Source organism: Polaromonas sp., from assembly GCF_029945685.1.
In the GTDB taxonomy this organism is placed as follows: domain Bacteria; phylum Pseudomonadota; class Gammaproteobacteria; order Burkholderiales; family Burkholderiaceae_C; genus Polaromonas.
In genome coordinates this window covers 63915-83177 of record NZ_JAQSDA010000025.1, presented here as the reverse complement: position 1 = coordinate 83177, position 19263 = coordinate 63915, and the positions used below count along the sequence as shown (strand labels likewise).

The 19263-nt window shown below is 65.7% G+C and carries 23 protein-coding genes; 6 read left to right on the top strand and 17 right to left on the bottom strand.

Annotated features, from left to right (window positions below; genetic code table 11):
- The first annotated feature begins 22 nt into the window (after positions 1-22).
- Positions 23-679, top strand: a complete 657-nt coding sequence (locus PSV26_RS16235) for a glutaredoxin domain-containing protein (protein WP_300572151.1) — start codon at positions 23-25, stop codon at positions 677-679.
- 29 nt (positions 680-708) lie between these two features.
- Here PSV26_RS16235 and otnI read toward each other — a convergent pair whose 3' ends face one another.
- The 6 genes from otnI to rpiA all read right to left on the bottom strand — a co-directional run bounded on the left by otnI (position 709) and on the right by rpiA (position 6183).
- On the bottom strand, positions 709-1542 hold the full coding sequence (otnI, locus tag PSV26_RS16230; protein ID WP_300572149.1) for a 2-oxo-tetronate isomerase: 834 nt from the start codon (positions 1540-1542) through the stop codon (positions 709-711).
- Positions 1543-1630: 88 nt separating this feature from the next.
- Positions 1631-2305, bottom strand: a complete 675-nt coding sequence (locus tag PSV26_RS16225) for an aldolase (protein WP_300572692.1) — start codon at positions 2303-2305, stop codon at positions 1631-1633.
- Positions 2306-2310: 5 nt separating this feature from the next.
- On the bottom strand, positions 2311-3582 hold the full coding sequence (otnK, locus tag PSV26_RS16220) for a 3-oxo-tetronate kinase (RefSeq protein WP_300572148.1): 1272 nt from the start codon (positions 3580-3582) through the stop codon (positions 2311-2313).
- Between the two features lie 116 nt (positions 3583-3698).
- A complete protein-coding gene (ltnD, locus tag PSV26_RS16215) occupies positions 3699-4607 on the bottom strand; it encodes an L-threonate dehydrogenase (protein ID WP_300516775.1) in 909 nt (302 codons plus the stop codon).
- Positions 4608-4681: 74 nt separating this feature from the next.
- A complete protein-coding gene (locus PSV26_RS16210) occupies positions 4682-5455 on the bottom strand; it encodes a FadR/GntR family transcriptional regulator (protein WP_300516772.1) in 774 nt (257 codons plus the stop codon).
- 56 nt (positions 5456-5511) lie between these two features.
- Positions 5512-6183 (bottom strand): ribose-5-phosphate isomerase RpiA, encoded by a 672-nt coding sequence (gene rpiA, locus PSV26_RS16205; protein ID WP_300572146.1) that lies wholly within the window; start codon positions 6181-6183, stop codon positions 5512-5514.
- 85 nt (positions 6184-6268) lie between these two features.
- Here rpiA and PSV26_RS16200 point away from each other — a divergent pair, with 85 nt between their 5' ends.
- Positions 6269-7321 carry a quinone-dependent dihydroorotate dehydrogenase gene (locus PSV26_RS16200; protein ID WP_300572144.1) on the top strand — a complete coding sequence of 351 codons (1053 nt, stop codon included), beginning with the start codon at positions 6269-6271 and terminating at the stop codon, positions 7319-7321.
- A gap of 42 nt (positions 7322-7363) precedes the next feature.
- Here PSV26_RS16200 and PSV26_RS16195 read toward each other — a convergent pair whose 3' ends face one another.
- From PSV26_RS16195 to PSV26_RS16185, 3 genes are all read right to left on the bottom strand, one after another.
- Positions 7364-7801 carry a helix-turn-helix transcriptional regulator gene (locus tag PSV26_RS16195; protein WP_300516765.1) on the bottom strand — a complete coding sequence of 146 codons (438 nt, stop codon included), beginning with the start codon at positions 7799-7801 and terminating at the stop codon, positions 7364-7366.
- Between the two features lie 364 nt (positions 7802-8165).
- Positions 8166-8423 (bottom strand): hypothetical protein, encoded by a 258-nt coding sequence (locus tag PSV26_RS16190; RefSeq protein ID WP_300516763.1) that lies wholly within the window; start codon positions 8421-8423, stop codon positions 8166-8168.
- A 10-nt stretch (positions 8424-8433) separates the two neighbouring features.
- A complete protein-coding gene (locus PSV26_RS16185) occupies positions 8434-8652 on the bottom strand; it encodes a SlyX family protein (RefSeq protein ID WP_300516760.1) in 219 nt (72 codons plus the stop codon).
- Positions 8653-8787: 135 nt separating this feature from the next.
- Between PSV26_RS16185 and PSV26_RS16180 the strand changes: the two genes are divergently transcribed.
- Positions 8788-9207 carry a DUF3597 domain-containing protein gene (locus PSV26_RS16180; RefSeq protein ID WP_300516758.1) on the top strand — a complete coding sequence of 140 codons (420 nt, stop codon included), beginning with the start codon at positions 8788-8790 and terminating at the stop codon, positions 9205-9207.
- A 65-nt stretch (positions 9208-9272) separates the two neighbouring features.
- Positions 9273-9524: a GlsB/YeaQ/YmgE family stress response membrane protein gene (locus PSV26_RS16175; RefSeq protein ID WP_300516756.1), complete on the top strand. Its 252-nt coding sequence runs from the start codon at positions 9273-9275 to the stop codon at positions 9522-9524.
- 50 nt (positions 9525-9574) lie between these two features.
- Here PSV26_RS16175 and PSV26_RS16170 read toward each other — a convergent pair whose 3' ends face one another.
- The 4 genes from PSV26_RS16170 to PSV26_RS16155 all read right to left on the bottom strand — a co-directional run bounded on the left by PSV26_RS16170 (position 9575) and on the right by PSV26_RS16155 (position 13875).
- Positions 9575-10681, bottom strand: a complete 1107-nt coding sequence (locus tag PSV26_RS16170; protein ID WP_300572689.1) for an NAD(P)/FAD-dependent oxidoreductase — start codon at positions 10679-10681, stop codon at positions 9575-9577.
- 2 nt (positions 10682-10683) lie between these two features.
- Positions 10684-11724: a histone deacetylase family protein gene (locus PSV26_RS16165; RefSeq protein ID WP_300572142.1), complete on the bottom strand. Its 1041-nt coding sequence runs from the start codon at positions 11722-11724 to the stop codon at positions 10684-10686.
- 41 nt (positions 11725-11765) lie between these two features.
- The gene (locus PSV26_RS16160; RefSeq protein WP_300572140.1) at positions 11766-12614 is read right to left on the bottom strand and encodes an N-formylglutamate amidohydrolase; all 849 of its coding nucleotides are present in this window, start codon (positions 12612-12614) and stop codon (positions 11766-11768) included.
- A 301-nt stretch (positions 12615-12915) separates the two neighbouring features.
- Complete coding sequence (locus PSV26_RS16155) at positions 12916-13875, bottom strand: tripartite tricarboxylate transporter substrate binding protein BugE (RefSeq protein WP_300516747.1); 960 nt, start codon at positions 13873-13875, stop codon at positions 12916-12918.
- Between the two features lie 130 nt (positions 13876-14005).
- Between PSV26_RS16155 and PSV26_RS16150 the strand changes: the two genes are divergently transcribed.
- Positions 14006-14959: a LysR substrate-binding domain-containing protein gene (locus PSV26_RS16150; protein WP_300516743.1), complete on the top strand. Its 954-nt coding sequence runs from the start codon at positions 14006-14008 to the stop codon at positions 14957-14959.
- Between the two features lie 11 nt (positions 14960-14970).
- Here the strand turns inward: PSV26_RS16150 and PSV26_RS16145 are convergent, their stop codons facing one another.
- Positions 14971-15864 carry a LysR family transcriptional regulator gene (locus PSV26_RS16145; protein ID WP_300516740.1) on the bottom strand — a complete coding sequence of 298 codons (894 nt, stop codon included), beginning with the start codon at positions 15862-15864 and terminating at the stop codon, positions 14971-14973.
- A 102-nt stretch (positions 15865-15966) separates the two neighbouring features.
- Between PSV26_RS16145 and PSV26_RS16140 the strand changes: the two genes are divergently transcribed.
- Positions 15967-16419 carry a multidrug/biocide efflux PACE transporter gene (locus tag PSV26_RS16140; protein WP_300516738.1) on the top strand — a complete coding sequence of 151 codons (453 nt, stop codon included), beginning with the start codon at positions 15967-15969 and terminating at the stop codon, positions 16417-16419.
- Between the two features lie 13 nt (positions 16420-16432).
- Here PSV26_RS16140 and PSV26_RS16135 read toward each other — a convergent pair whose 3' ends face one another.
- From PSV26_RS16135 to PSV26_RS16125, 3 genes are all read right to left on the bottom strand, one after another.
- Positions 16433-17260, bottom strand: coding sequence for a metallophosphoesterase (locus PSV26_RS16135; protein ID WP_300516735.1), 828 nt, complete (start codon positions 17258-17260; stop codon positions 16433-16435).
- Positions 17260-18228 carry a diacylglycerol kinase family protein gene (locus PSV26_RS16130; protein WP_300572138.1) on the bottom strand — a complete coding sequence of 323 codons (969 nt, stop codon included), beginning with the start codon at positions 18226-18228 and terminating at the stop codon, positions 17260-17262. Before PSV26_RS16130 ends, PSV26_RS16135 begins: the two co-directional genes overlap by 1 nt.
- Before the next feature lie 97 nt (positions 18229-18325).
- Positions 18326-19036 carry an SIMPL domain-containing protein gene (locus PSV26_RS16125; RefSeq protein WP_300516731.1) on the bottom strand — a complete coding sequence of 237 codons (711 nt, stop codon included), beginning with the start codon at positions 19034-19036 and terminating at the stop codon, positions 18326-18328.
- Positions 19037-19263 lie beyond the last annotated feature (227 nt).

The window sequence follows — 19263 nt, the reverse complement described above, 5'->3', positions numbered from 1 at the left end:
GTGACCTCTAACGGAGTGATGTATGACCTCGAATGTTGTTAAATTTGCAGCTGTTGGCGCCCTGCTGGCGCTGGCGGGCGGCACATTTTCTTCTCTTTCCCAGGCTCAGCCGGTCTACCGCATCGTCGGTCCGGACGGCAAGGTCACCTATTCCGACAAGCCGCCCCCTGCGACCGGCAATGCCAAGGTGACGGCGGGCGGCGCCGACGGGGCCCGCGGCGTCGTCACGGCGTCGTTGCCGTTTGAGTTGCGCAAGGTGGTGAGCCAGTACCCGGTCACGCTTTATTCGGGCGAGAACTGCGGCCCCTGCGCCTCGGCGCGTTCGCTGCTGACCACGCGCGGTGTGCCGTTTGCAGAAAAAACCATCGCGACCAATGAAGACGCGCAGGCTTTGCAGCGCATCAGCGGCGACAGCTCCCTGCCTTTTCTGACCATAGGCAGCCAGCAACTCAAGGGTTTCTCGGATGCGGAATGGACGCAGTTTCTCGATGCAGCGGGTTACCCCAAATCGTCGGTGCTGCCGGCCAGCTACCGACAGGCTGCGGCCACCCCCCTGGTGACGGTGGCGCCCGCGCCCGCACCGGCGGCCGCCACCACGGCCGCGCGGCCCGCCACACCGGCAGCCGCCCCGGCCCCGGTGACGCCGCCGCCGGCCAACCCCGCCGGCATCCGTTTTTAAACTTTCAGCGGAAACCGCGCCTTTGGCGCTCAGCGTGCCAACCAGCCCAGGCCTGCCGACGTGCCGCCCGGCTGACCGCCTTTCTTCGGCTTGTATTCGCAACCTACCCAGCCCTGCCAGCCGCAGGCCGAGGACACCTCGTCAATCACACTGAACAGATAGGGGTAGTTGAGCTCCCCGAGGTCGGGCTCGTGCCGCTCGGGCACACCGGCAATCTGGAAATGGCCGACGCCCCCAGTCGGCAGGTAGTGGCGGATCTTGGTGGCCACATCCCCCTCGACGATCTGGCAGTGGTACAGGTCCATCTGCACCTTGAGGTTGGGCGCGCCGACCTCGGTCACGATCTCGTGCGCATGGTCCTGCCGGTTCAAAAAGAAACGCGGAACGTCACGCGTGTTGATCGGCTCGATCAAGACCTCACGCCCGTGTTTCGCCGCTTCGGCCGCCGCCCAGCGCAGATGGGTCACGTACAAGGGCCGCAGGTCCTCGCGCTCCTGCCCTGCGGCGACCAGGCCGGCCATCAGATGGATGCGCGGGCAGTCCAGCGCTTCGGCATAGTCAAGAGCCAGCAACACACCGGCGCGGAACTCCGCCTCGCGGCCGGGCACGGCGGCCGTGCCCTTGTCCCCGGCTTTGTCCCAGGCCTGGGCGATGGACGCCGCGTCGGTGCCGCCCGGCGGCGCGTTGAACAGCACCTGCTGCAGGCCGTTGCCCCTGAGCCGCGCGGCCAGTTCCTGCTTGCTGAAGGCGTAAGGAAAAAGAAACTCCACCGCCCTGAAACCGTCTTTCGCCGCCGCTTCAAAACGGTCCAGAAACGGCAACTCGGGGTACATCATGGACAGATTGGCGGCGAATTTCGGCATGTTGGTTCTTTTGAAAAATGCTATGGAATAGATAGCTGCTCGCGCTTGCAGGGAAAGGGCTGCAGGCCTGTTTGACTGTAAAAAAAACTCACCAGCGGGCGCCGAAGGCCTGGCGCAGCTCGTCGATCTGCGCGGCACTCAAGGGCTGCACCGGCTCACCGCACAGGCACTGGAGTCGGGCGGTTTCATCGAGTTCTTCCAGCACAGCCATGGCCGCCGCCGGGCTGTCATGCCAGACATTGGGCCCCAGCCGTGCCAGCATCACCGCGCGTATCGGTGTGCCCTGCCGGCCGTAACGCGTGATGGCCTGGGCCACCAGCGCCGCCGCCGCCGGGTCGCCCGGGCGGTGGTAGTCGATGACAGGCACATGGCCCACCTTCATGACGAAATAGGGTGTGAGCGCAGGCAGCAACTCCTCATCCGCCGCACGCAGGCTCAGCGCGACGCAATGGGTGCTGTGAGTGTGGATGATGCAGCGCGTGGCCGGGTCAAACGCGGAGGCTGCCGCGTAAATGCCGGCATGCAGCGCGATGGTCTTGCTCGCGGTGTCGCCGCTGATCTGCTTCGCATTGGCATCGAGCCGGGCCAGCCGCGCCGGGTCGAGGAAGCCCAGACAGGCATCGGTCGGGGTGATCAGGAAGCCACCGCCCGCCGATTCATCCAGCCGCACACTGATGTTGCCGGCGGTCGCATGCACATAGCCGCGCTCGAACAGGCTTTTGCCAACGCGGCAGATTTCTTCGCGCGCCTGGTTTTCGGTCAATAGGGTCATGCCAGCATCGTAAAGGCTTTGCTGAAAAAATCGTCGGTGCCGAAGTTGCCCGACTTCAGCGTCAGGTGCAGGCCTTCCTGCGGAGCAAGCTCGCACAGTGCATGACACCAGGGCACACCGGGATCGATCTGCGGGCCGATTTGCATCTGCGTGATGCCCAGCGCCTGCACGCAGGCGCCCGAGGTTTCACCGCCGGCCACCACCAGTTGCCGCACACCCAGCTGCACCAAACCGCGCGCCACCGCGGCCAGCGTGCGTTCGACCAGGGCGCCGGCTTCTTCCACGCCGAGCCGGCCCTGCACCGACTTGACGTCGCTGCTGTCGGCCGTCGAATAGACCAGCACCGGCCCCTGCGCCAGCAGCGGCCGGGCCCAGGCCAGCACCTCGGCCGCCACATCGGCACCCGACGCAATACGCAGCGGATCAATCGCCAGCGCGGGATGGCCCTGCTTCATGAAGTCCAGCACCTGCCGATTCGTCGCCAGCGAACAGCTGCCCGACACCACCGCCTGCAGGCCGATGGCGGCGGGCAGACGGCTGGCCTGGTCCGAAGGCGTGATGCCGAAGTTGGCAGGCAGGGCGATGGCCACGCCGGAACCGGCCGTCACCAGTGGCATGTCCTTGAGCGCAGGGCCGAGGCGCAGCAGGTCATCGTTGGAGACTGCATCCACGATGGCCACGCCGACGCCTTCCGCCTGGAGTTGCGCCATGCGTTCGCGCACCGCTGCTTCGCCGCGCGCCACGACCCTGTGATCGATCAGGCCGACACGCCGCGTGGTCTGCGACTGCAGCACCCGCACCAGGTTCGCGTCCGTCATCGGTGTCAGCGGGTGGTTCTGCATGCCGCTTTCGGAAAGCAGCACATCGCCGACAAACAGATAACCCTTGAACACCGTGCGCTGGTTGTCGGGAAAGGCCGGCGTGGCAATCGTGAAGCCGGTGGCCAGCGCGTCCATCAGCGCCTCGGTCACCGGGCCGATGTTGCCGCGGGCCGTGCTGTCGAAGGTCGAGCAGTACTTGAAATAGATCTGCTGCGCGCCCTGCGCCTGCAGCCAGGCCAGGGCGGCCAGCGATTCGGCGACGGCCTGCGCGGGCGGCACGGTGCGCGATTTGAGCGCCACCACCACGGCATCCACCTCGGCGCCCAGCGGCCCGGACGGCACACCAATCGTCTGCACCACCCGCATGCCGGCGCGCACGAGGTTGTTGGCCAGATCCGTCGCGCCGGTGAAGTCGTCGGCAATACAACCTAGAAATAGAGCCCCCACGCTCCCCACTGCGTGTGCTTCGCTGCCCCCCAAGGGGGCGCTGCGCCTGCGGGCCGGGGAAGCCGGACCCGCGGCCCCGGCTGGTTTGAGAGGGTCCTCGCTGCGCTCAGTGCTGCTCATGGTTTCTTCGGCAAATCGATGCCCGGAAAAATCTTGATCACCGCGCTGTCGTCCTCTTTCGCAAAACCAGCGGTGGAGGCCTGCATGAACATCTGGTGCGCCGTCGACGACAGCGGCAGCGGGAATTTGCTGGCGCGCGCCATGTCGAGCACGATGCCGAGGTCTTTCACGAAGATGTCCACCGCCGACAGCGGCGTGTAGTCGGCTGCCAGCACATGCGCCATGCGGTTTTCGAACATCCAGCTGTTGCCCGCGCTGTGCGTGATGACTTCGTAGAGCGCGGCCGGGTCCACACCTTCGCGCAGGCCCAGCGCCATGGCTTCGGCAGCCGCCGCGATATGCACACCCGCCAGCAACTGGTTGATGATCTTGACCTTGCTGCCGGCGCCGGCCGCGTCACCGAGCTTGTAGACCCTGGCGGCCATGGCGTTGAGCACGGGTTCGGCCCTGGCATAGGCCGCCGGCGCACCGGAGGTCATCATGGTCATCTCGCCGCTGGCGGCTTTGGCTGCGCCGCCGGAAATCGGGGCATCGATGTAGAGCAGGCCCAGGTCATTGAGCCGTTTTTCCAGCGCCATGGACCAGTTCGCGTCGACCGTGGAACACATGACAAACACGCTGCCGGGCTTCATGGCCGCCGCACAGCCGCCGGGGCCGAACAGCACGGCCTCAGTCTGCGCCGCATTGACCACCACCGACACGATCACGTCGCAGGCCGCCGCCAGCTCGGCCGGCGAGGCACAGGCGACACCGCCGCCTTCGGCAAAAACCTGGGCCACGCCGGGTCGCACGTCAAACACGTGCACGAGGTAGCCGGCGCGGCGCAGCGATTGCGCCATGCCGCCGCCCATGGCACCGAGACCGATCACACCTGCCACAAGATCCATCTCGTCCCCTTTATTCATATGGTCATCATACAAATTATAGGCAAAAGACAAGCGCGAATCCATACGCGTATTCCCTTCGCCTCCAGCCGGTATCAGGGCCGGACTGCGCCCGAGACCAGGGCGCTGGCCAGTTGCACACCCTCCTGTTCCCAGAACGCGGGGTCGGCATGCCGGATGCGTTCGATCGCGTTGTCCATGTGGCGCGCGGCGGCCTGGCGCGCCGGCAAGGGGTCGCCGGCCTCGATGGCCCGGGTGATGGCTTCGTGCTCCTCGCGCACCTGCCCGGCAAAGTCGGCCCGGCGCGCCTCGTTGGCACGGGTGACCCGGGTGACGCCGCGCAGGAACTGGCGCAGGTAGTCCAGCGTGCTGATCAGAAAAGGGTTTTGCGCCGCGTCCGCAATCGCGCGGTGGTAGTTCACGTCTTCCTCCGCACCGTCGCCGCCGGCCTTGACCGCCTTGTCGAGCGCCGCCATCGCCTGGCGGATACGCTTGACATCGTCCGCCGTGCGCCGCTGCGCCGCCAGCGCGGCGACCTCGGCTTCCAGCGCGCGGCGCACCTCCACCATCTGGATGACCGCCTGCATGGACGCTGCAGAACGGGTGTCGAAGTTCAGCGGCGCAAAGGCGGCGCGCCTGACAAACACGCCGCTGCCCTGGCGCGATTCCACCAGGCCCAGGGACTTCAGGCGCGACACGGCCTCGCGCACCACCGTGCGGCTGACCGCAAACTGCTCCACCAGCGCGGCCTCGGTCGGCAGCTTGTCGCCCGCCGCCGGCCGGCCGGCGTGAATTTCGGCCGACAGGGCCTCAGCCACCTGTTCCGAGAGGTGAATGCCGGGCGTGATGGACTGGAAACGGTGGCTCATGGGGATCCGGAAAATTTGTCGGACAACTCTACAACATCCGGCAGCCGATTTCGGGGCTAAAACACCAGGGTCTTGACGCCCCCGTCCGTGCCCAGCAGGCAGACATGCGCTTTCTGGAAGGCGAACACCCCGACCGTCACCACGCCGGGCCACTGGTTGACCTCGGACTCGAAGGCCAGCGGCTCGCTGATCTTCAGGCCGGCCACGTCCAGGATGTGCTGGCCGTTGTCGGTGACCAGCGGCACGCCGTTTTTCAGGCGCAGGGTGGCCGTGCCACCGAGCGCGGCAAACTGGCGCCGGATGCGCTGCGCCGCCATGGGAATGACTTCCACCGGCAAGGGGAACTGGCCGAGCGTCTGCACCAGCTTGGACTCGTCGGCGATGCAGACAAACTTGCGCGACTGGGCAGCCACGATTTTTTCGCGCGTGAGCGCTGCGCCGCCCCCCTTGATCATGTAGCCCGCAGGATCGATCTCGTCAGCGCCGTCGATGTAGACCGCCAGCTCCTCGACATCGGCCGCCTCGAAAACCTGGATGCCCAGTGCTTTCAGGCGTTCCGTGGAGGCCACCGAGCTGGATACCGCGCCGATGATCGTGTCCTTGATGCCGGCCAGTGCATCGATGAACTTGTTGACGGTGGAGCCGGTGCCGACGCCGACAATGCTGCCGGGTTCGACATAGGCCAGGGCGGCCTGGCCGACCAGGGTTTTGAGTTCGTCTTGGGTCATGTCGGTCCGGAAAAAAGGGATGGGAAAGGGGTGGATGGGGTTTGCGACAATGGGGCCTGCCGCACAGAACAACACAAATTATCCAATGTCCCTGCTCCCCTACGCCCTTGCCCGCCCCTTTTTATTTGGTCTGGACCCGGAAACCGCCCATGAACTGACCATGGCCTCGCTGGCCGGTACGCAGCGTACGCCGCTGGCGCTGGCCTACTGTTCGGGCCGGGTGGACGATCCCGTCACGCTGGCCGGCCTGAAGTTTCCCAACCGCGTCGGGCTGGCGGCCGGGCTCGACAAAAACGCGCGCTGCATCGACGGCCTGGCCGCCATGGGTTTCGGCTTTGTCGAAGTCGGCACGGTCACGCCAAAAGCCCAGCCGGGCAACCCCAAGCCGCGCATGTTCCGCCTGCCGCAGGCCAACGCGCTGATCAACCGGCTCGGCTTCAACAACGAGGGGCTGGACGCCTTCATCACCCACGTGCAGCAATCCACCTTTCGCAAACGTGGGGGCGCCAGCCCGCTGCTGCTGGGCCTGAACATCGGCAAGAACGCTGCCACGCCCATTGAAAACGCGGTGGACGACTACCTGATCTGCCTCGATGGCGTCTACCCGCATGCCGACTACGTGACCGTCAACATCTCCAGCCCGAACACCAAAAACCTGCGCGCGCTGCAAAGCGACGAGGCACTGGACGCGCTGCTGGGCCGCATTGCCGAACGCCGCGAAACGCTGGCGAAGCAGCATGGCAAACGCGTGCCGATTTTTGTGAAGATTGCGCCCGACCTCGACGAGGCGCAGGTGGAAGTGATCGCCGCCACCCTGAAACGCCACGGCATGGACGGCGTGGTGGCGACCAACACCACGCTCAGCCGTGAGGCCGTCCACGGCATGCCGCACGCCGAAGAAGCCGGCGGCCTCAGCGGCGCGCCGGTGCTGGCCGCGAGCAATCGCGTGATCCGCCAGTTGCGCGCGGCACTGGGCAAAGGTTTTCCCATCATCGGCGTGGGCGGCATCATGAACGGTGCCGACGCCGTGTCCAAGATCGAGGCCGGCGCCGACGTGGTGCAGATCTACACCGGGCTGATCTACAAGGGACCTGGCCTCGTTACCGAGGCTGCACTGGCCCTCAAAAAGAGTCGATAGCCAGGGAGAGATGGGCGGAACACGCCCATGAACGGATGGCTCCTACTCCGGCAAACCATCCAGGATTTTCGCCGCTTCGAGCTTGCCCATTTTCCGCAGCTTCGCAATCGCCGGCAGCTGGCTGGCGCGGGGACGGGTTTTGCCGTCCTCCCACTTGTAGACAGACTGTACCGACACGTTCAGGAGTCTGGCCGTCGCGGCGGCGGTCAGCCCGAGCCGGCGCCGCTGGGCAGCCAGTCCCTTGGCGCTGAAGCGCAAGCCACTGCCGGCGCCCTCTTTGGCCTCCTCAGGCGCCGCCTTCCGGCCGGACCGGAGCACGCGGCTCAGCTGCTTTTCCAGCGCCAGCACACGCCGTTTCAGGGCGGCGATATCGCTGCGGTGCTGCGACGAGGCTTTTTTCAGCGGCTGGGTTTCCGCGCGGGCGTCCTTGCGGGCAACCCGGGAAATTTCGGCTTTGAGAACAGAAGCGATATTGGGCACGTCGGAAATCTCCTTGCTGGATGAACGATGAGTTCTATGAGAATGTTCTCCTGCAATTGTAGGAGGCCCGAATGACAAGCCGCAGGGTGGACTATCCCGGGCTTGCGCTGACGCCCGCCCGGCCAGCGCCAGCGGACGCTGGCTGGTCCCGGCGCGCACGCCATGCGAGGGACCCGCAGCCGCAGGCTTGCTATTCATTTAATAGCTGACTGCGCAAGCCCATCAATGGCTGGAACTCGATTTGAGCATGAATGGCGGCACCACAACGACCGAGGAGCGGGGCCGGTGGACCATCTTCGGCAACGCTGCGGCGTGCAGATACATATTCCATCCAGTCGTCCCTGGCGCGGGCCAGCGCCTTGCCTCAATCCGGCACAAACTGCTGCTTGAAGCGCGTCTCGTCCTCGGGCAACTCCACCGTGACCAGCTGGCCCATCTTGCTGTCGGAGTTGCGGCAGGCCGCGAACAGGCTGGCTTTGCCCTTGAAGTTGTAGCTGTCCAGGTCAATCAGCATGTAGGGATAAGGCACAAACACCTGGTGCAGGAAGATGCTCCGGTGCCGGTTGCGCGGCGACGGGAAAAGCTTGTACTCGTCGGTGGTAATGCTTTTTGCAGTGGCCATTGGTTGCGCTTCAGTAATGCGGCGGCAGGTCGTCACCGGCGCGGGTCAGGGGCGCGGCGCCGGACTCGGGCAGCTGCTGGCGCAGCTGGCTGAGCTCGCGCATCAGCAGGTCGATCTGCTGCTGCTGGCGGACGATGACCTGGTTGAGCTCGTCGAGCAGGTCTTCGCCAAAGCTGGCCTTGATCTCCAGGTCGGTCAGGCGTTTTTCAATCTCGATGACGGTTTGCATAAGCACTATTGGACACGAGTTCGCGGCCCGACCCCACCAGCCGCTTTTCCTACATGCAAATACGCCGGCGTCCTCTGTCACCCGACGGACGCCCGCGCCACCATGAATGCTTTACTTCATCGACTGGAACCCACCATGAGCATTCTCGGCAAGATCTTCAGCAAAATTTTTCCGTCGGCCCAGGCCGCACCGGCGCCAACCCCGGCGTCGCCCAGCAGCGATGACGTTTCCGCCGCCGCCGCGGCAGCCGGCGCAGCCAGAGCGGGTGCCGCCACCGCCGCACCGGCCCCGATGGCGCAGGTCGACGTCGAATCGCTGCTCGACGGCATGGCACAGAAAAACCCGCAAAAACTCAACTGGAAAACCTCTATCGTTGACCTGATGAAACTGCTCGACCTCGACAGCAGCCTGGGCGAGCGCAAGGAACTGGCGAAAGAACTGGGTTACACCGGCGACACCAGCGACAGCGCTGCCATGAACATCTGGCTGCACCGCCAGGTCATGAACAAGCTGGCCGCCAACGGTGGCACCGTGCCGGCCGATCTGCGCGACTGAGCAAAGCTCTTGAGTGCCACGGCACGCAGGCCTGATTCCTTTCCCCTATTTTTGAAAGTATTTCCATGGGCATTCTCTGGACCATTCTTATCGGTTTCATCGTTGGCGTGGTTGCCAAGTTCCTGATGCCCGGGCGCGACCCGTCCGGCTTCATCATCACGGTGCTGATTGGTATCGTCGGTTCGGTGCTTGCCAGCTACCTGGGCGGGGCGCTGGGCCTGTACCAGGTCGGCGAGTCCGCCGGTTTCATCGCGGCCGTGCTGGGCGCGATGCTGTTGCTCTTCATCTACCGCATGGTGAGCGGCAAACGCGGCTAAAGCTTCGCACTCAAAAACAGCTGCCGCGCCCGTGTACCGGGCGCTGGCAGCTATTTTTTTGAGAGCAGTTCTCCGACATGGCGGCCGATCGCCAGCGAACTGGTCAGACCCGGTGACTCGATGCCGAACAGGTTGACCAGGCCAGTCACGCCATGTTCGCCGGGGCCCTGGATCAGGAAGTCACGGGCCGGCTGGTCGGGCGCCTGGATCTTGGGCCGTATGCCGGCATAACCGGCCTGCAGCGCACCATCGGGCAGGCCCGGCCAGTACTTGCGCACCTCGGCGTAAAACGCATCGCCGCGGCGCGGGTCCACCACCAGGTCATCGGGCGAATCCACCCACTGCACGTCGGGGCCGAACTTGGCCTGACCGCCCAGGTCCAGTGTCAGGTGCACACCGAGCCCGGCCGCTTCGGGCACCGGGTAGATCAGGCGGCTGAAGGGTGAGCGACCCGAGAGCGTGAAGTAGTTGCCCTTGGCGTAATGGCTGGGCGGCACATGCCGGGCGTCCAGCCCCTCGAAACGGCGGGCCAGCAGCTGCGCGTGCAGGCCGGCGGCATTCACCACCGTTTGCGCGGCCAGTTCGGTGCCGTCTTCTGCTATTAAAACAATAGCTGACGGCGTACAGTGGGCTTTGGCTAGTGGCGAATTGAGTACCACCATGCCGCCGGCGTTCTCCAGATCACCCTGCAGCGCCAGCATGAGCGCGTGGCTGTCCACAATGCCGGTGCTCGGCGACAACACCGCCGCCACGCCCTCCAGCCCGGGCTCCAGCGCCTGCGCCTGCTCGCGCGTGAGCAGCGTCAGGTCGTGCACCCCGTTGGAGGCGGCCCTGGTGATGATGACCTGCAACTGGGGAATCTGCGATTCATGCGTGGCGACGATCAGCTTGCCGCAGCGGCTGTGGCCGATGCCACGCTGCGCGCAGTAGTCGTACAGCAGCGCCTTGCCCTCCACGCACAGTTGCGCCTTGAGCGAGCCTTGCGGGTAATAAATGCCGGCGTGGATCACCTCGCTGTTGCGCGAGCTGGTGCCGGTGCCGATGGCGTCCGCCGCTTCCAGCACCATCACCTCGCGCCCCTGCAGCGCCAACGCACGTGCCACCGCCAGGCCGACCACCCCCGCGCCAATCACCACCACTTCCACGTTGTCCATCAGGTTCAATGCTCCTGTTCAAAACCGTCGATGACCTGGACCGCGTTGCTGCCCAGCGCTTCGGCCGCATAACCGCCTTCGAGCACAAACACCGTCGGCAAGCCGAGCGCCGCCAGGCGCCGGCCGAGCCGGCCGAAGTCGGCCGCCTGCAGTGCAAAGGTCGAGATCGGGTCGTCCGCGAAGGTGTCCAGCCCCAGCGACACGACCAGCGCCCGCGCGCCGTACCGCGAGATGCGCCGGCAAGCCTGCTCCAGCGCCTCGAACCAGGTGTTAACTGGCGAGCCCGCGGGCAGCGGCAGATTCAGGTTGCAGCCCAGGCCGGCACCCTCGCCCGCCTCGTCGGCATGTCCGAGGTAAAACGGGTACTCGGTCAGCGGGTCGCCGTGCAGGCTGACAAAAAACACGTCGGCGCGATCGTAAAAAATGCTTTGTGTGCCGTTGCCGTGGTGGTAGTCCACATCGAGCACGGCCACGCGCTCCGCGCCGCCGTTGCGCAAGGCCTGCGCCGCAACCGCGGCGTTGTTCAGAAAGCAGTAGCCGCCCATGAAGTCGGCGCCGGCATGGTGGCCGGGCGGGCGGCTGCAGCAAAACACCGCGCTTGCGCCCTCCCCGATCAGCACCGCCGCGCTGGCCGCGGCGTCGGCCCCGGCCTTGGCAGCAAGCCAGGTGCCAGCCGACAGCGGCGATCCGTTGTCCATCGAATACAGGCCCAGGCGTGCGGTGAAGTTGGCCGGTTCGACGTCGCTGCGCAGGGTGCGCACCGGCCAGACCGACGGAAAAGGCTGGCGTGCCGCGTTGCCCGGGTCCAGGCTCAGCCAATGGTCCCAGGCATGCTCGAGAAACGCGAGGTAACGCGCGCTGTGCACCTGGCCCAGCACCGCGCGGCTGTCGACATGCGGTTCGCGCAGCACGTGCCCGTGCTGGAGCAGGCGCCGCTGGACAAACGCGGCGCGCGCCGGCGTTTCAAAACAGGGCACACGCTCGCCCCGGAAAAATTCGAAGGCGGGTGCATGCAGGGCGTGTTGGTCGCTGAACAGGGTGATCATGGCCCACGATTATCCGCGAGCCCTGCCACCCCGCCGGGCGGCTACAGCTTGCGCGGGTCGGTGGCCAGCAGCAGTTGCACCAGGGATTGCAGGCTGGCCTTGAGCGGCACCGCCCCTTCATGCATGGCCAGCGTCTGCTCGTCCATGTAGAGCTTGCGGTTGACCTCGAGCTGGAGGCTGTGGCGCTGCTGCAGCGGCTCGCCATAACGGCGCACGAGTTCCACGCCCTTGTAGGGGTGGTTGTACGACACGCTGTAGCCCAGGCCCTCGAGGTGTTCACACACCAGACGGGCCAGCGGCTCGCTGGACGTGGAACCATCGCGGTTGCCGACCACGAAGTCGGCATGCGCCTCGCCTGGAAATTCGGTCGCGTGGCTGGACGCAACGGCCGGCATCGAGTGGCAGTTCAGGTGGATGCTGTAGCCGTGGCGCTGGTGCGCGCTGTCGATGGCCTGGGCCACCGCCGCATGGTAAGGCTCCCAGCAGCGCGCGATACGCGCCTGCACTTCGGCCACGCCGAGCTTGCGCGTGTAAATGGCCTGGCCGTCGTCGGTGGTGCGCCAGATCAGGCCCTTGCCCAGCCGCACCTTGCTCATCACCTTGGTGTCGGTGGACACGGCGTCGGGCCAGGGTTCGTCGAACAGGCTGACATCGATCTCGGTGGTGTCACGGTTGGCGTCGAGGTAGCTGCGCGGAAAAAAGGCCTCGACCCAGCCGGCGCCCTGGCCGTGGGCGAAGTCATAGAGTTTTTCCACATGGGTGTCTTCGGCGCGGCGCAGGACAGGCAGCGCGCAGGCGTAGGCAAAGTCGTCGGGGTAGTCGGTTCCGCTGTGGGGTAAATCGAGCACCAGGGCGGTGCTGCCGGGAAGAGAGCGGAGAAATGGGGTCATGGTGTTGATTGTGGTCCTGTCGGCACCCCTGCGGTGGCCCTGGTACTGCAGCACGGAAGTAGCGAAACAAAATGAAAGTGATGACTTCGTGCCCAGGGCAAGACGCAAGCCGCCGCGAAGGCTGTGCGCCTTCGCAAGGATTGCAACGCCGCCATGGGTGCGAAGGCGCGCTTTCATGTTTCGATATTTTTGGGTTGCAGTACTAGAGGCCAAGGCCATGTTGCGGCCGGGGGTGCATGGGAGGCCGGCCACAGCGCGCAGGCGCTGCGGTCCGGCTCCTTCCGCTTTACTCGATGCTGATTTACTCGATGCTGATTTTGGCGAACTTGGCGATGCGTTTCATCTTGTCGATTTCCTTCTTGATCTGCGCATCAAACTCGGCCGGCGTGGTGCCGGAGGCAAACAGCCCCTGCGCTGCCAGCTTGGTGCGCACGGCCGGCTCCTGCAGGGCCTTGACCACCGCCTGCTGGATGCGGTTCACCGCGGCCGCCGGTGTGCCTGCGGGTGCCACCAGACCGAACCATGAAGGGTCATTACTGGAAAACAGCGAAAGTTCCGCATAGGTCGGGGTGTTGGGCAGGACCTCCAGGCGTTTGTCCCAGGACACGGCGATGGCGCGCAGCTTGCCCGACTGGATGAAAGGCAACGAAGCGGCCACCTGGTCGAAGTACACCATCACCTGCCCGCCAACAACGTCGTTCAGGGCCGGGCCCGCACCGCGGTAGGGAATGTGCACCATGAAGGTGTTGGTGGTGCTCTTGAACAGCTCGCCCCACATGTGGCCGATGGTGCCGTTGCCGGGCGACGCATAACTGAGCTTGCCGGGGTTGGCCTTGAGGTAGGCGACCAGTTCGGCAAAGTTCTTCACCGGCAGGGCCGCATTGACCACCACCACCCCCGGAGCCTTGACGAGCTCGGTCACGGCCACAAAATCCTTGATCGGGTCGTAAGGCAATTTTTTGTAGACAGCCGGGTTGACGCCGTGCGTGGACAGGGTCGCCACGCCGAGTGTCAGCCCGTCAGGCGCGGACTTGGCCACCTCGCTCATGCCGATGGAGCCGCCGGCGCCACCGCGGTTCTCAACGATCACCGGCTGGCCCAGAACGCGCGCCAGCGCCTCTGACACCACCCGCGCGGTGATGTCGGTGGCGCCGCCCGGAGGAAAGGGCACGACCAGGCGCAGTGGTTTGTTCGACTGCGCCCAACCCATTCCCGGGAGTACTGAAGTAGCTGCGAGTGCGATGAGGTGACGTCTTTGCATGATGATCCTTTTCAAAATGAATTTGTGAATCCATTGTGAAGCAGGAGAGGTGCCAGTCTGCGGAACTCGCCGGTGAAGTCTTCGACTGGGTTCAGTCCATTATGGAATGAACTTCACGTAAAATCGGATCATGAAACGCCTCCAGCCGCCGATTCACCTGCTGCGCGCGTTCACCACCACGGCGCGCTTCGGCAGTGTCTCGCGCGCCTGCGAGGCCTTGCACCTGTCGCAAAGCGCCGTCAGCAAACAGATCAGCGAGCTCGAGCAGCTCACCGGCGTGTTGCTGTTCGAGCGCATCCGCCAGCGCCTGACCCTGACGCCCGCCGGTGTGCGTTACGAGGCCGCCGTGCGGCCGGTGCTGGCGCAACTCGAAGCCGCCACGCTGGAACTCATCACCAGCGGCGACGGCGGCGGCGCCCTGCACCTGTCCACCCTGCCCACCTTCGGCGCCAAATGGCTGATCCCGCGCTTGCCAGCCTTCCAGCGCCAGCATCCGCAGATCGAACTGCACTATGTGCCTTATGCCCAGGGTTATGACTTTCAGCGGGAAGACCTGGACTGCGCGATCCTGTTCGGCAACGGCAGTTGGCCCGGTGCCCGGGCCGACTACCTGACCGGCCGGGAAGTGGTGCTGATCGCTCCGCCGGGGCTGCCGGCGCAGCCGCCGCTGCGCCAGGCCCAGGACATCACCGGTTTCACCCTGCTCCAGCATGTCAGCGTGCCGCACGCCTGGACCCACTGGTGCGCGGCGCACGGTGTCGGCGGCGTCAACACCTTGATGGGCCCGCAGCTGGACCAGTACCACAGCCTGATACGCGCGGTGCGGGCCGGCATGGGCCTGGCGCTGGTGCCGCACTGCCTGGTGCAGGACGACATTGCCGCCGGCCTGGTGGCCACGCCGCTGGACGACGGCTACCGGGACGAGATGGGTTACTACCTGTGTTACCCCGAGTCGCGCAGTCACCTCAAGCCGCTGGGCGTCTTCCGGCAGTGGCTGCTGGGCGAGGTCGGCAAGGCCGCACCCGCCAGCGCAACGCCGCCCCGGACGCTATCAAATAAAGAGCTGCCGGCGCCCACCCCGTAAGGGCTGGAGCCTCATTTTTCCTGTAAAGGGGGCGGCGCCGGCGGCGCCAGCATTTCCTGCAGCAACCAGGTGCCGGCGCGGCCCAGTGGCCGCTGGCGCGACCAGACGGCGTCCACCGGCACGCGCTGCGGCCAGCCGCGCGCGGCCAGCTCGGTGAGTTTGCCGACGGCAAACCGCGTGACCATCCAGCGCGGGATGGCGGCCCAGCCGAAGCCCAGCACCGCCATCTCCAGCAGCATCAGGTAGCTGGGCGCCGACCAGGAGCGGCGCGCCGCCGGCCTGACCTGGTCGGCCCGGCCCAGGTAGGTGTCCAGCCGCAGCTCACGGTGCCGGGCCAACAGCTCGGGCGTGATGTCCGTTTTGCCAGCCAGCGCATGGCCGGTGGCGACAAACAGCGCGATCTCCGACTGCTCGGCAATCGTGGCCGAGCCGATGTCGGGCGGGTACACGCCTTGTGCGCCGACCACGCCGATGTGAGCGCGGCCGGTCTGTACCAGCGACACCAGGTCGCCGTGTTCGGCGATCAGGCATTCGAACTCCAGGTCGGGAAAACGCTGCTCAAAGGCGGTCAGCATGTCCTCAAAGCGGTCCGACTGGTAGGTGTCGGACCAGACCACGCTGAGTCTGGCCTCCAGCCCGCCGCCGAGCTGGCTGGCAGACAAGTCGAGCCGGTCGCTGGCGGCCAGGATCTCCTGCACCTTGCCCAGCATCACCCGGCCATGTTCGCTGAGCGCAGGTTTGCGGCGGCTGCGGTCGAACAGGCAGAGGCCCAGGTCGATCTCGAGGTTGGCAATCGCGCTGCTCACGGTGGACTGGCTCTTGCCGAGTTTGCGCGCTGCGGCCGAAAACGAGCCCAGGGTGGCGGCTTCGGCGAAGGCGGTCAGGGCTTCGGGAGAGTGGCGCATGGGGCTTATGTATCTATTTTTCCGATGATTATCAACTTTAATGTATTGGAAATAGCGATAAAAATACAGCCATTCCCCTTTTCAAAGCCCCAAAAGTCACCCATGAGCCTGCAGAAGTCTGTCAAGGAACGTTTTTTCCACGCCCTCGGATTCGAGGTGCTGGCGATTGCCCTCTGCGCGCCGCTGGGCGCCTGGCTGCTCGGTTATTCGCTGGCCCACATGGGCCTGCTGACGCTGATGATTTCGCTGATTGCGATGGCCTGGAACATGGTGTTCAATGCGGTGTTTGACGGCGCCCAGCGCCGACTGGGTTTTCGGCGCACGCTGGGCGCGCGGGCGGTGCATTCGGTGCTGTTCGAGGTCGGCCTGATCCTGGCCGTGGTGCCACTGGCCGCCTGGTGGCTGGACATCGGGCTGTGGGAAGCCTTTGTGCTGGACATCGGCATCGTGCTGTTTTTTCTGCCTTACACCTTTGCCTTCAACTGGACCTACGACCACCTGCGGGAGATCGTCGTGGCCCGGCGATTGCGCAAGAAAGCGCTGTCCGCCGCCTGATCGGTCCGCAGGTTCAGCGGACCCCTGCCCGGTCCGGCATCAGCTCACTGGTGTGCGCCAATTCGAAACGGCCCGCTGCGCCGGCGCCGCGGAAGTCCCAGCGTTCGAGCCGGCCCTGGAACGGCTGGTGGGCCGGGTCGCACAGCAGCAGGTTCACCGAGTTCGGCGCCTCACGCCGGATGCGCGAGGACAGGGCGGTACCGGCCTGCACGCACCACAGGCGCCGCGGCAGGTCGTTCACGCAGGACGACAGCTCGCAGACATAAGGCAGGTGAATGTGCCCCCCCATGACGATGTCCGCACCGGCAGCCGCCCATGCGCGTACGGCGGCCTCCCAGCCGCGCAGGCGGTCGTGCTCGTCCTCAGCACGCAGCACCATCACCGGCTGGTGCACCACCACCACGCGCAGTTGCCCCGGTGCGGACTGTCGCAGGCGCGCGCTCACCCGTTCAATCTGCCGGCCCGACACCTCGCCGTTTTTGTGCCTCCAGCGGCGCGTGGTCTTCACGGTGCTCAGCTGCAGCCAGGCGGTGTCCAGCACCGGTTCCAGTTCGGGTCCGAAGGCCTGCAGGTAACGGGCATACGGCGTCACCAGGCGCTGCCAGGGATTGAACAGCGGAATGTCGTGGTTGCCGGGCAAAGCCAGCATCTGCGGAATCTGCAGACGCTCACAAAACGCCCTCGCCTCGCGAAACTGCGTCGCCGTCGCACGCTGCGTGATGTCTCCCGACAGCACCAGCACGTCGGGGCGCTGCTGCCGCGCCAGCGCCACCAGCGCCTCCATCACCAGCGGCTGCGCCGTGCCGAAATGGGGATCGGAAATCTGCAGCAGCGTCTTCATCAGGCGACATCCACCCGGTCGGCCGGCGCGGGAACCATCAGGAGCAGGGCTTGGTCGGCCACCTCGAACACCAGCGGCGCCTCCATCCAGCAGACCTCCCCGTCGGTGGCCACCTTGACGCGCCGGCGCCCCCGCGGCGTGACCGTCAGGCGGCGAAACGAAAAACTGCGGATGTTGTCCGCGTCGCCGAGCCGCCCCAGCAGGCCGCGCAGCATCAGGCCAAACAGCGCCAGCGAGCCGATGGGGCGCACCACCACCCCGGCCAACTGGCCGTTGATCACCGCATTGGCGTCTTTTTCGGCAATACCCACACGCGTGAGTTGCAGGTGGTTGTTGCCGACAAACAGCGTCGGGGTGCGCAAGGCGGCCACCTGCCCGGCCGATTCGATCTGCAGGTGCAACTGGCGGCGCGTCTGCAGCAGCGAGGCCAGCCCCGAGACAAACGCCACCAGGCGGCTGCGACCGAACTGCTGCTTCCAGGCTTCCCTGTCCTCCAGCAATCGCGGGTACAGGCCCAGACTGGCATTGACCAGAAACAGCCTGCCGTTGACCTGCCCGACCTGGACCGGCGACACGCTCGCGCCGACCAGGGCGTTGGCGGCGGCCTCGGTCTCCTGCGGGATCGCATGGACACGGCCGAAATAATTGAAGGTGCCTTGCGGCAGGACGCCGAAGGGGCAGCCGCTGCCCAGCACGGCGCGGGCCACGGCGTTGATGGTGCCATCCCCACCGGCCGCCACCACCACGCCACCCCGGGCCTGGGCCTGGCGGACAGCGCGGCGCGCCACCTCGTCGATCTGGTCCGGCTCGTCGACCGGAAAAAACTCGAACTCGCGGCCGGCCTGCGTGAACACGCGAGCCATGACCGCCTGTTCGTCGTCGGTGTTGTGGCGGCCCGAGCCGGCATTGATGACAATCAGCAGGGGGCCCCGCCGCGCGGCGTCCTGCGCCAGAAAATGAACATTCATGCCCGCCAGCTTACGGTCCGGCGTGGCTTGCGTCTGTCAGGCAAACGCCCTTCCGGGAGGGTCCGGTACGGCCGGATCACCCGCCGAGGGCACGTCGTCACTTCATCTGCACGGAGCCCGACACGTTGACCATGACAGTGCTCTTGCCGGCTTCGACCGGTATCGCCGAATCCGACATCGCGGACTTGGCTTCCACAGCCATCATGCGCGGGCGGATGGGGCCCTGGTCATTGGCGTTGATGGCAACTTCACGCAGCGTGTAGCCGGAAAAACCGAAGCCCCGCGCGATCTCGCTGGCCTTGGCCTTGAACCCCTCGATCGCCTGCGCCTGCGCGTCCCCTTCGACGCGGGCACGGGCCTCGCGGCTCAGTGCAAAACCGACATTGCCCAGACTCAGGGTCTGGACCTTGCCGGCGGCCGCCGTGATACGCGCGAAATCCCGGCCCTCCAGCACCATCTCGGTACTGCCCTGCCAGCCGTTGATCTTGCCGTCCTTGCCGTAACGCGGGTACAGGCTGAAGTTGCCTGTGCGCACATCCATCAGGCCGGGCTGGGCGTTTTTTCTGGCCTCGGCCAGTGCCGCCTCCAGGGCCGCCTTGAGCTGGTTCTGCACGGTGGCGGCATCGCTGCCGTCGCGGGTCGTGGTCATCGCGATGGACAGCAGGTCCTGCTGCACTTCAACGGCTGCGCTGGCCGATAGTTGCGCGACGTTTTGCAGCGGGGCAAACGGGGGTGGGTTCTGGGCAAAAACGCCGGTGCTTGCGGCCAGCAGCGCGCAGGCGGCGAAGAGTTGGTTGGCTTTTTTCAAGGGATCACTTTCGGTTGGACAAAAAAAAGACCGGCACACGTGTGAATCTGCACCGCCGGCGGAACGATAGACGATTTGCGGCGACCGGCTTGTCAGCATCGGCCGCCAATGGTTGCCATCGAATGGCCCAAGCCTGCCATTGGTTTGCATCTGCACCTTATCGCGCTTGCCCGCAGCTGCAACTTCTGTAACAGTCTGTCAAAGTGCACGAAAAATACGGAATCCGC

Coding starts and splice junctions, on each gene's coding strand:
- PSV26_RS16235 (WP_300572151.1), top strand. CDS start 23: ATGACCTCGAATGTTGTTAAATTTGCAGCTGTTGGCGCCCTGCTGGCG.
- otnI (WP_300572149.1), bottom strand. CDS start 1,542: ATGCCGAAATTCGCCGCCAATCTGTCCATGATGTACCCCGAGTTGCCG.
- ltnD (WP_300516775.1), bottom strand. CDS start 4,607: ATGAATAAAGGGGACGAGATGGATCTTGTGGCAGGTGTGATCGGTCTC.
- PSV26_RS16210 (WP_300516772.1), bottom strand. CDS start 5,455: ATGAGCCACCGTTTCCAGTCCATCACGCCCGGCATTCACCTCTCGGAA.
- rpiA (WP_300572146.1), bottom strand. CDS start 6,183: ATGACCCAAGACGAACTCAAAACCCTGGTCGGCCAGGCCGCCCTGGCC.
- PSV26_RS16200 (WP_300572144.1), top strand. CDS start 6,269: ATGTCCCTGCTCCCCTACGCCCTTGCCCGCCCCTTTTTATTTGGTCTG.
- PSV26_RS16190 (WP_300516763.1), bottom strand. CDS start 8,423: ATGGCCACTGCAAAAAGCATTACCACCGACGAGTACAAGCTTTTCCCG.
- PSV26_RS16185 (WP_300516760.1), bottom strand. CDS start 8,652: ATGCAAACCGTCATCGAGATTGAAAAACGCCTGACCGACCTGGAGATC.
- PSV26_RS16180 (WP_300516758.1), top strand. CDS start 8,788: ATGAGCATTCTCGGCAAGATCTTCAGCAAAATTTTTCCGTCGGCCCAG.
- PSV26_RS16175 (WP_300516756.1), top strand. CDS start 9,273: ATGGGCATTCTCTGGACCATTCTTATCGGTTTCATCGTTGGCGTGGTT.
- PSV26_RS16165 (WP_300572142.1), bottom strand. CDS start 11,724: ATGATCACCCTGTTCAGCGACCAACACGCCCTGCATGCACCCGCCTTC.
- PSV26_RS16160 (WP_300572140.1), bottom strand. CDS start 12,614: ATGACCCCATTTCTCCGCTCTCTTCCCGGCAGCACCGCCCTGGTGCTC.
- PSV26_RS16155 (WP_300516747.1), bottom strand. CDS start 13,875: ATGCAAAGACGTCACCTCATCGCACTCGCAGCTACTTCAGTACTCCCG.
- PSV26_RS16150 (WP_300516743.1), top strand. CDS start 14,006: ATGAAACGCCTCCAGCCGCCGATTCACCTGCTGCGCGCGTTCACCACC.
- PSV26_RS16145 (WP_300516740.1), bottom strand. CDS start 15,864: ATGCGCCACTCTCCCGAAGCCCTGACCGCCTTCGCCGAAGCCGCCACC.
- PSV26_RS16140 (WP_300516738.1), top strand. CDS start 15,967: ATGAGCCTGCAGAAGTCTGTCAAGGAACGTTTTTTCCACGCCCTCGGA.
- PSV26_RS16135 (WP_300516735.1), bottom strand. CDS start 17,260: ATGAAGACGCTGCTGCAGATTTCCGATCCCCATTTCGGCACGGCGCAG.
- PSV26_RS16130 (WP_300572138.1), bottom strand. CDS start 18,228: ATGAATGTTCATTTTCTGGCGCAGGACGCCGCGCGGCGGGGCCCCCTG.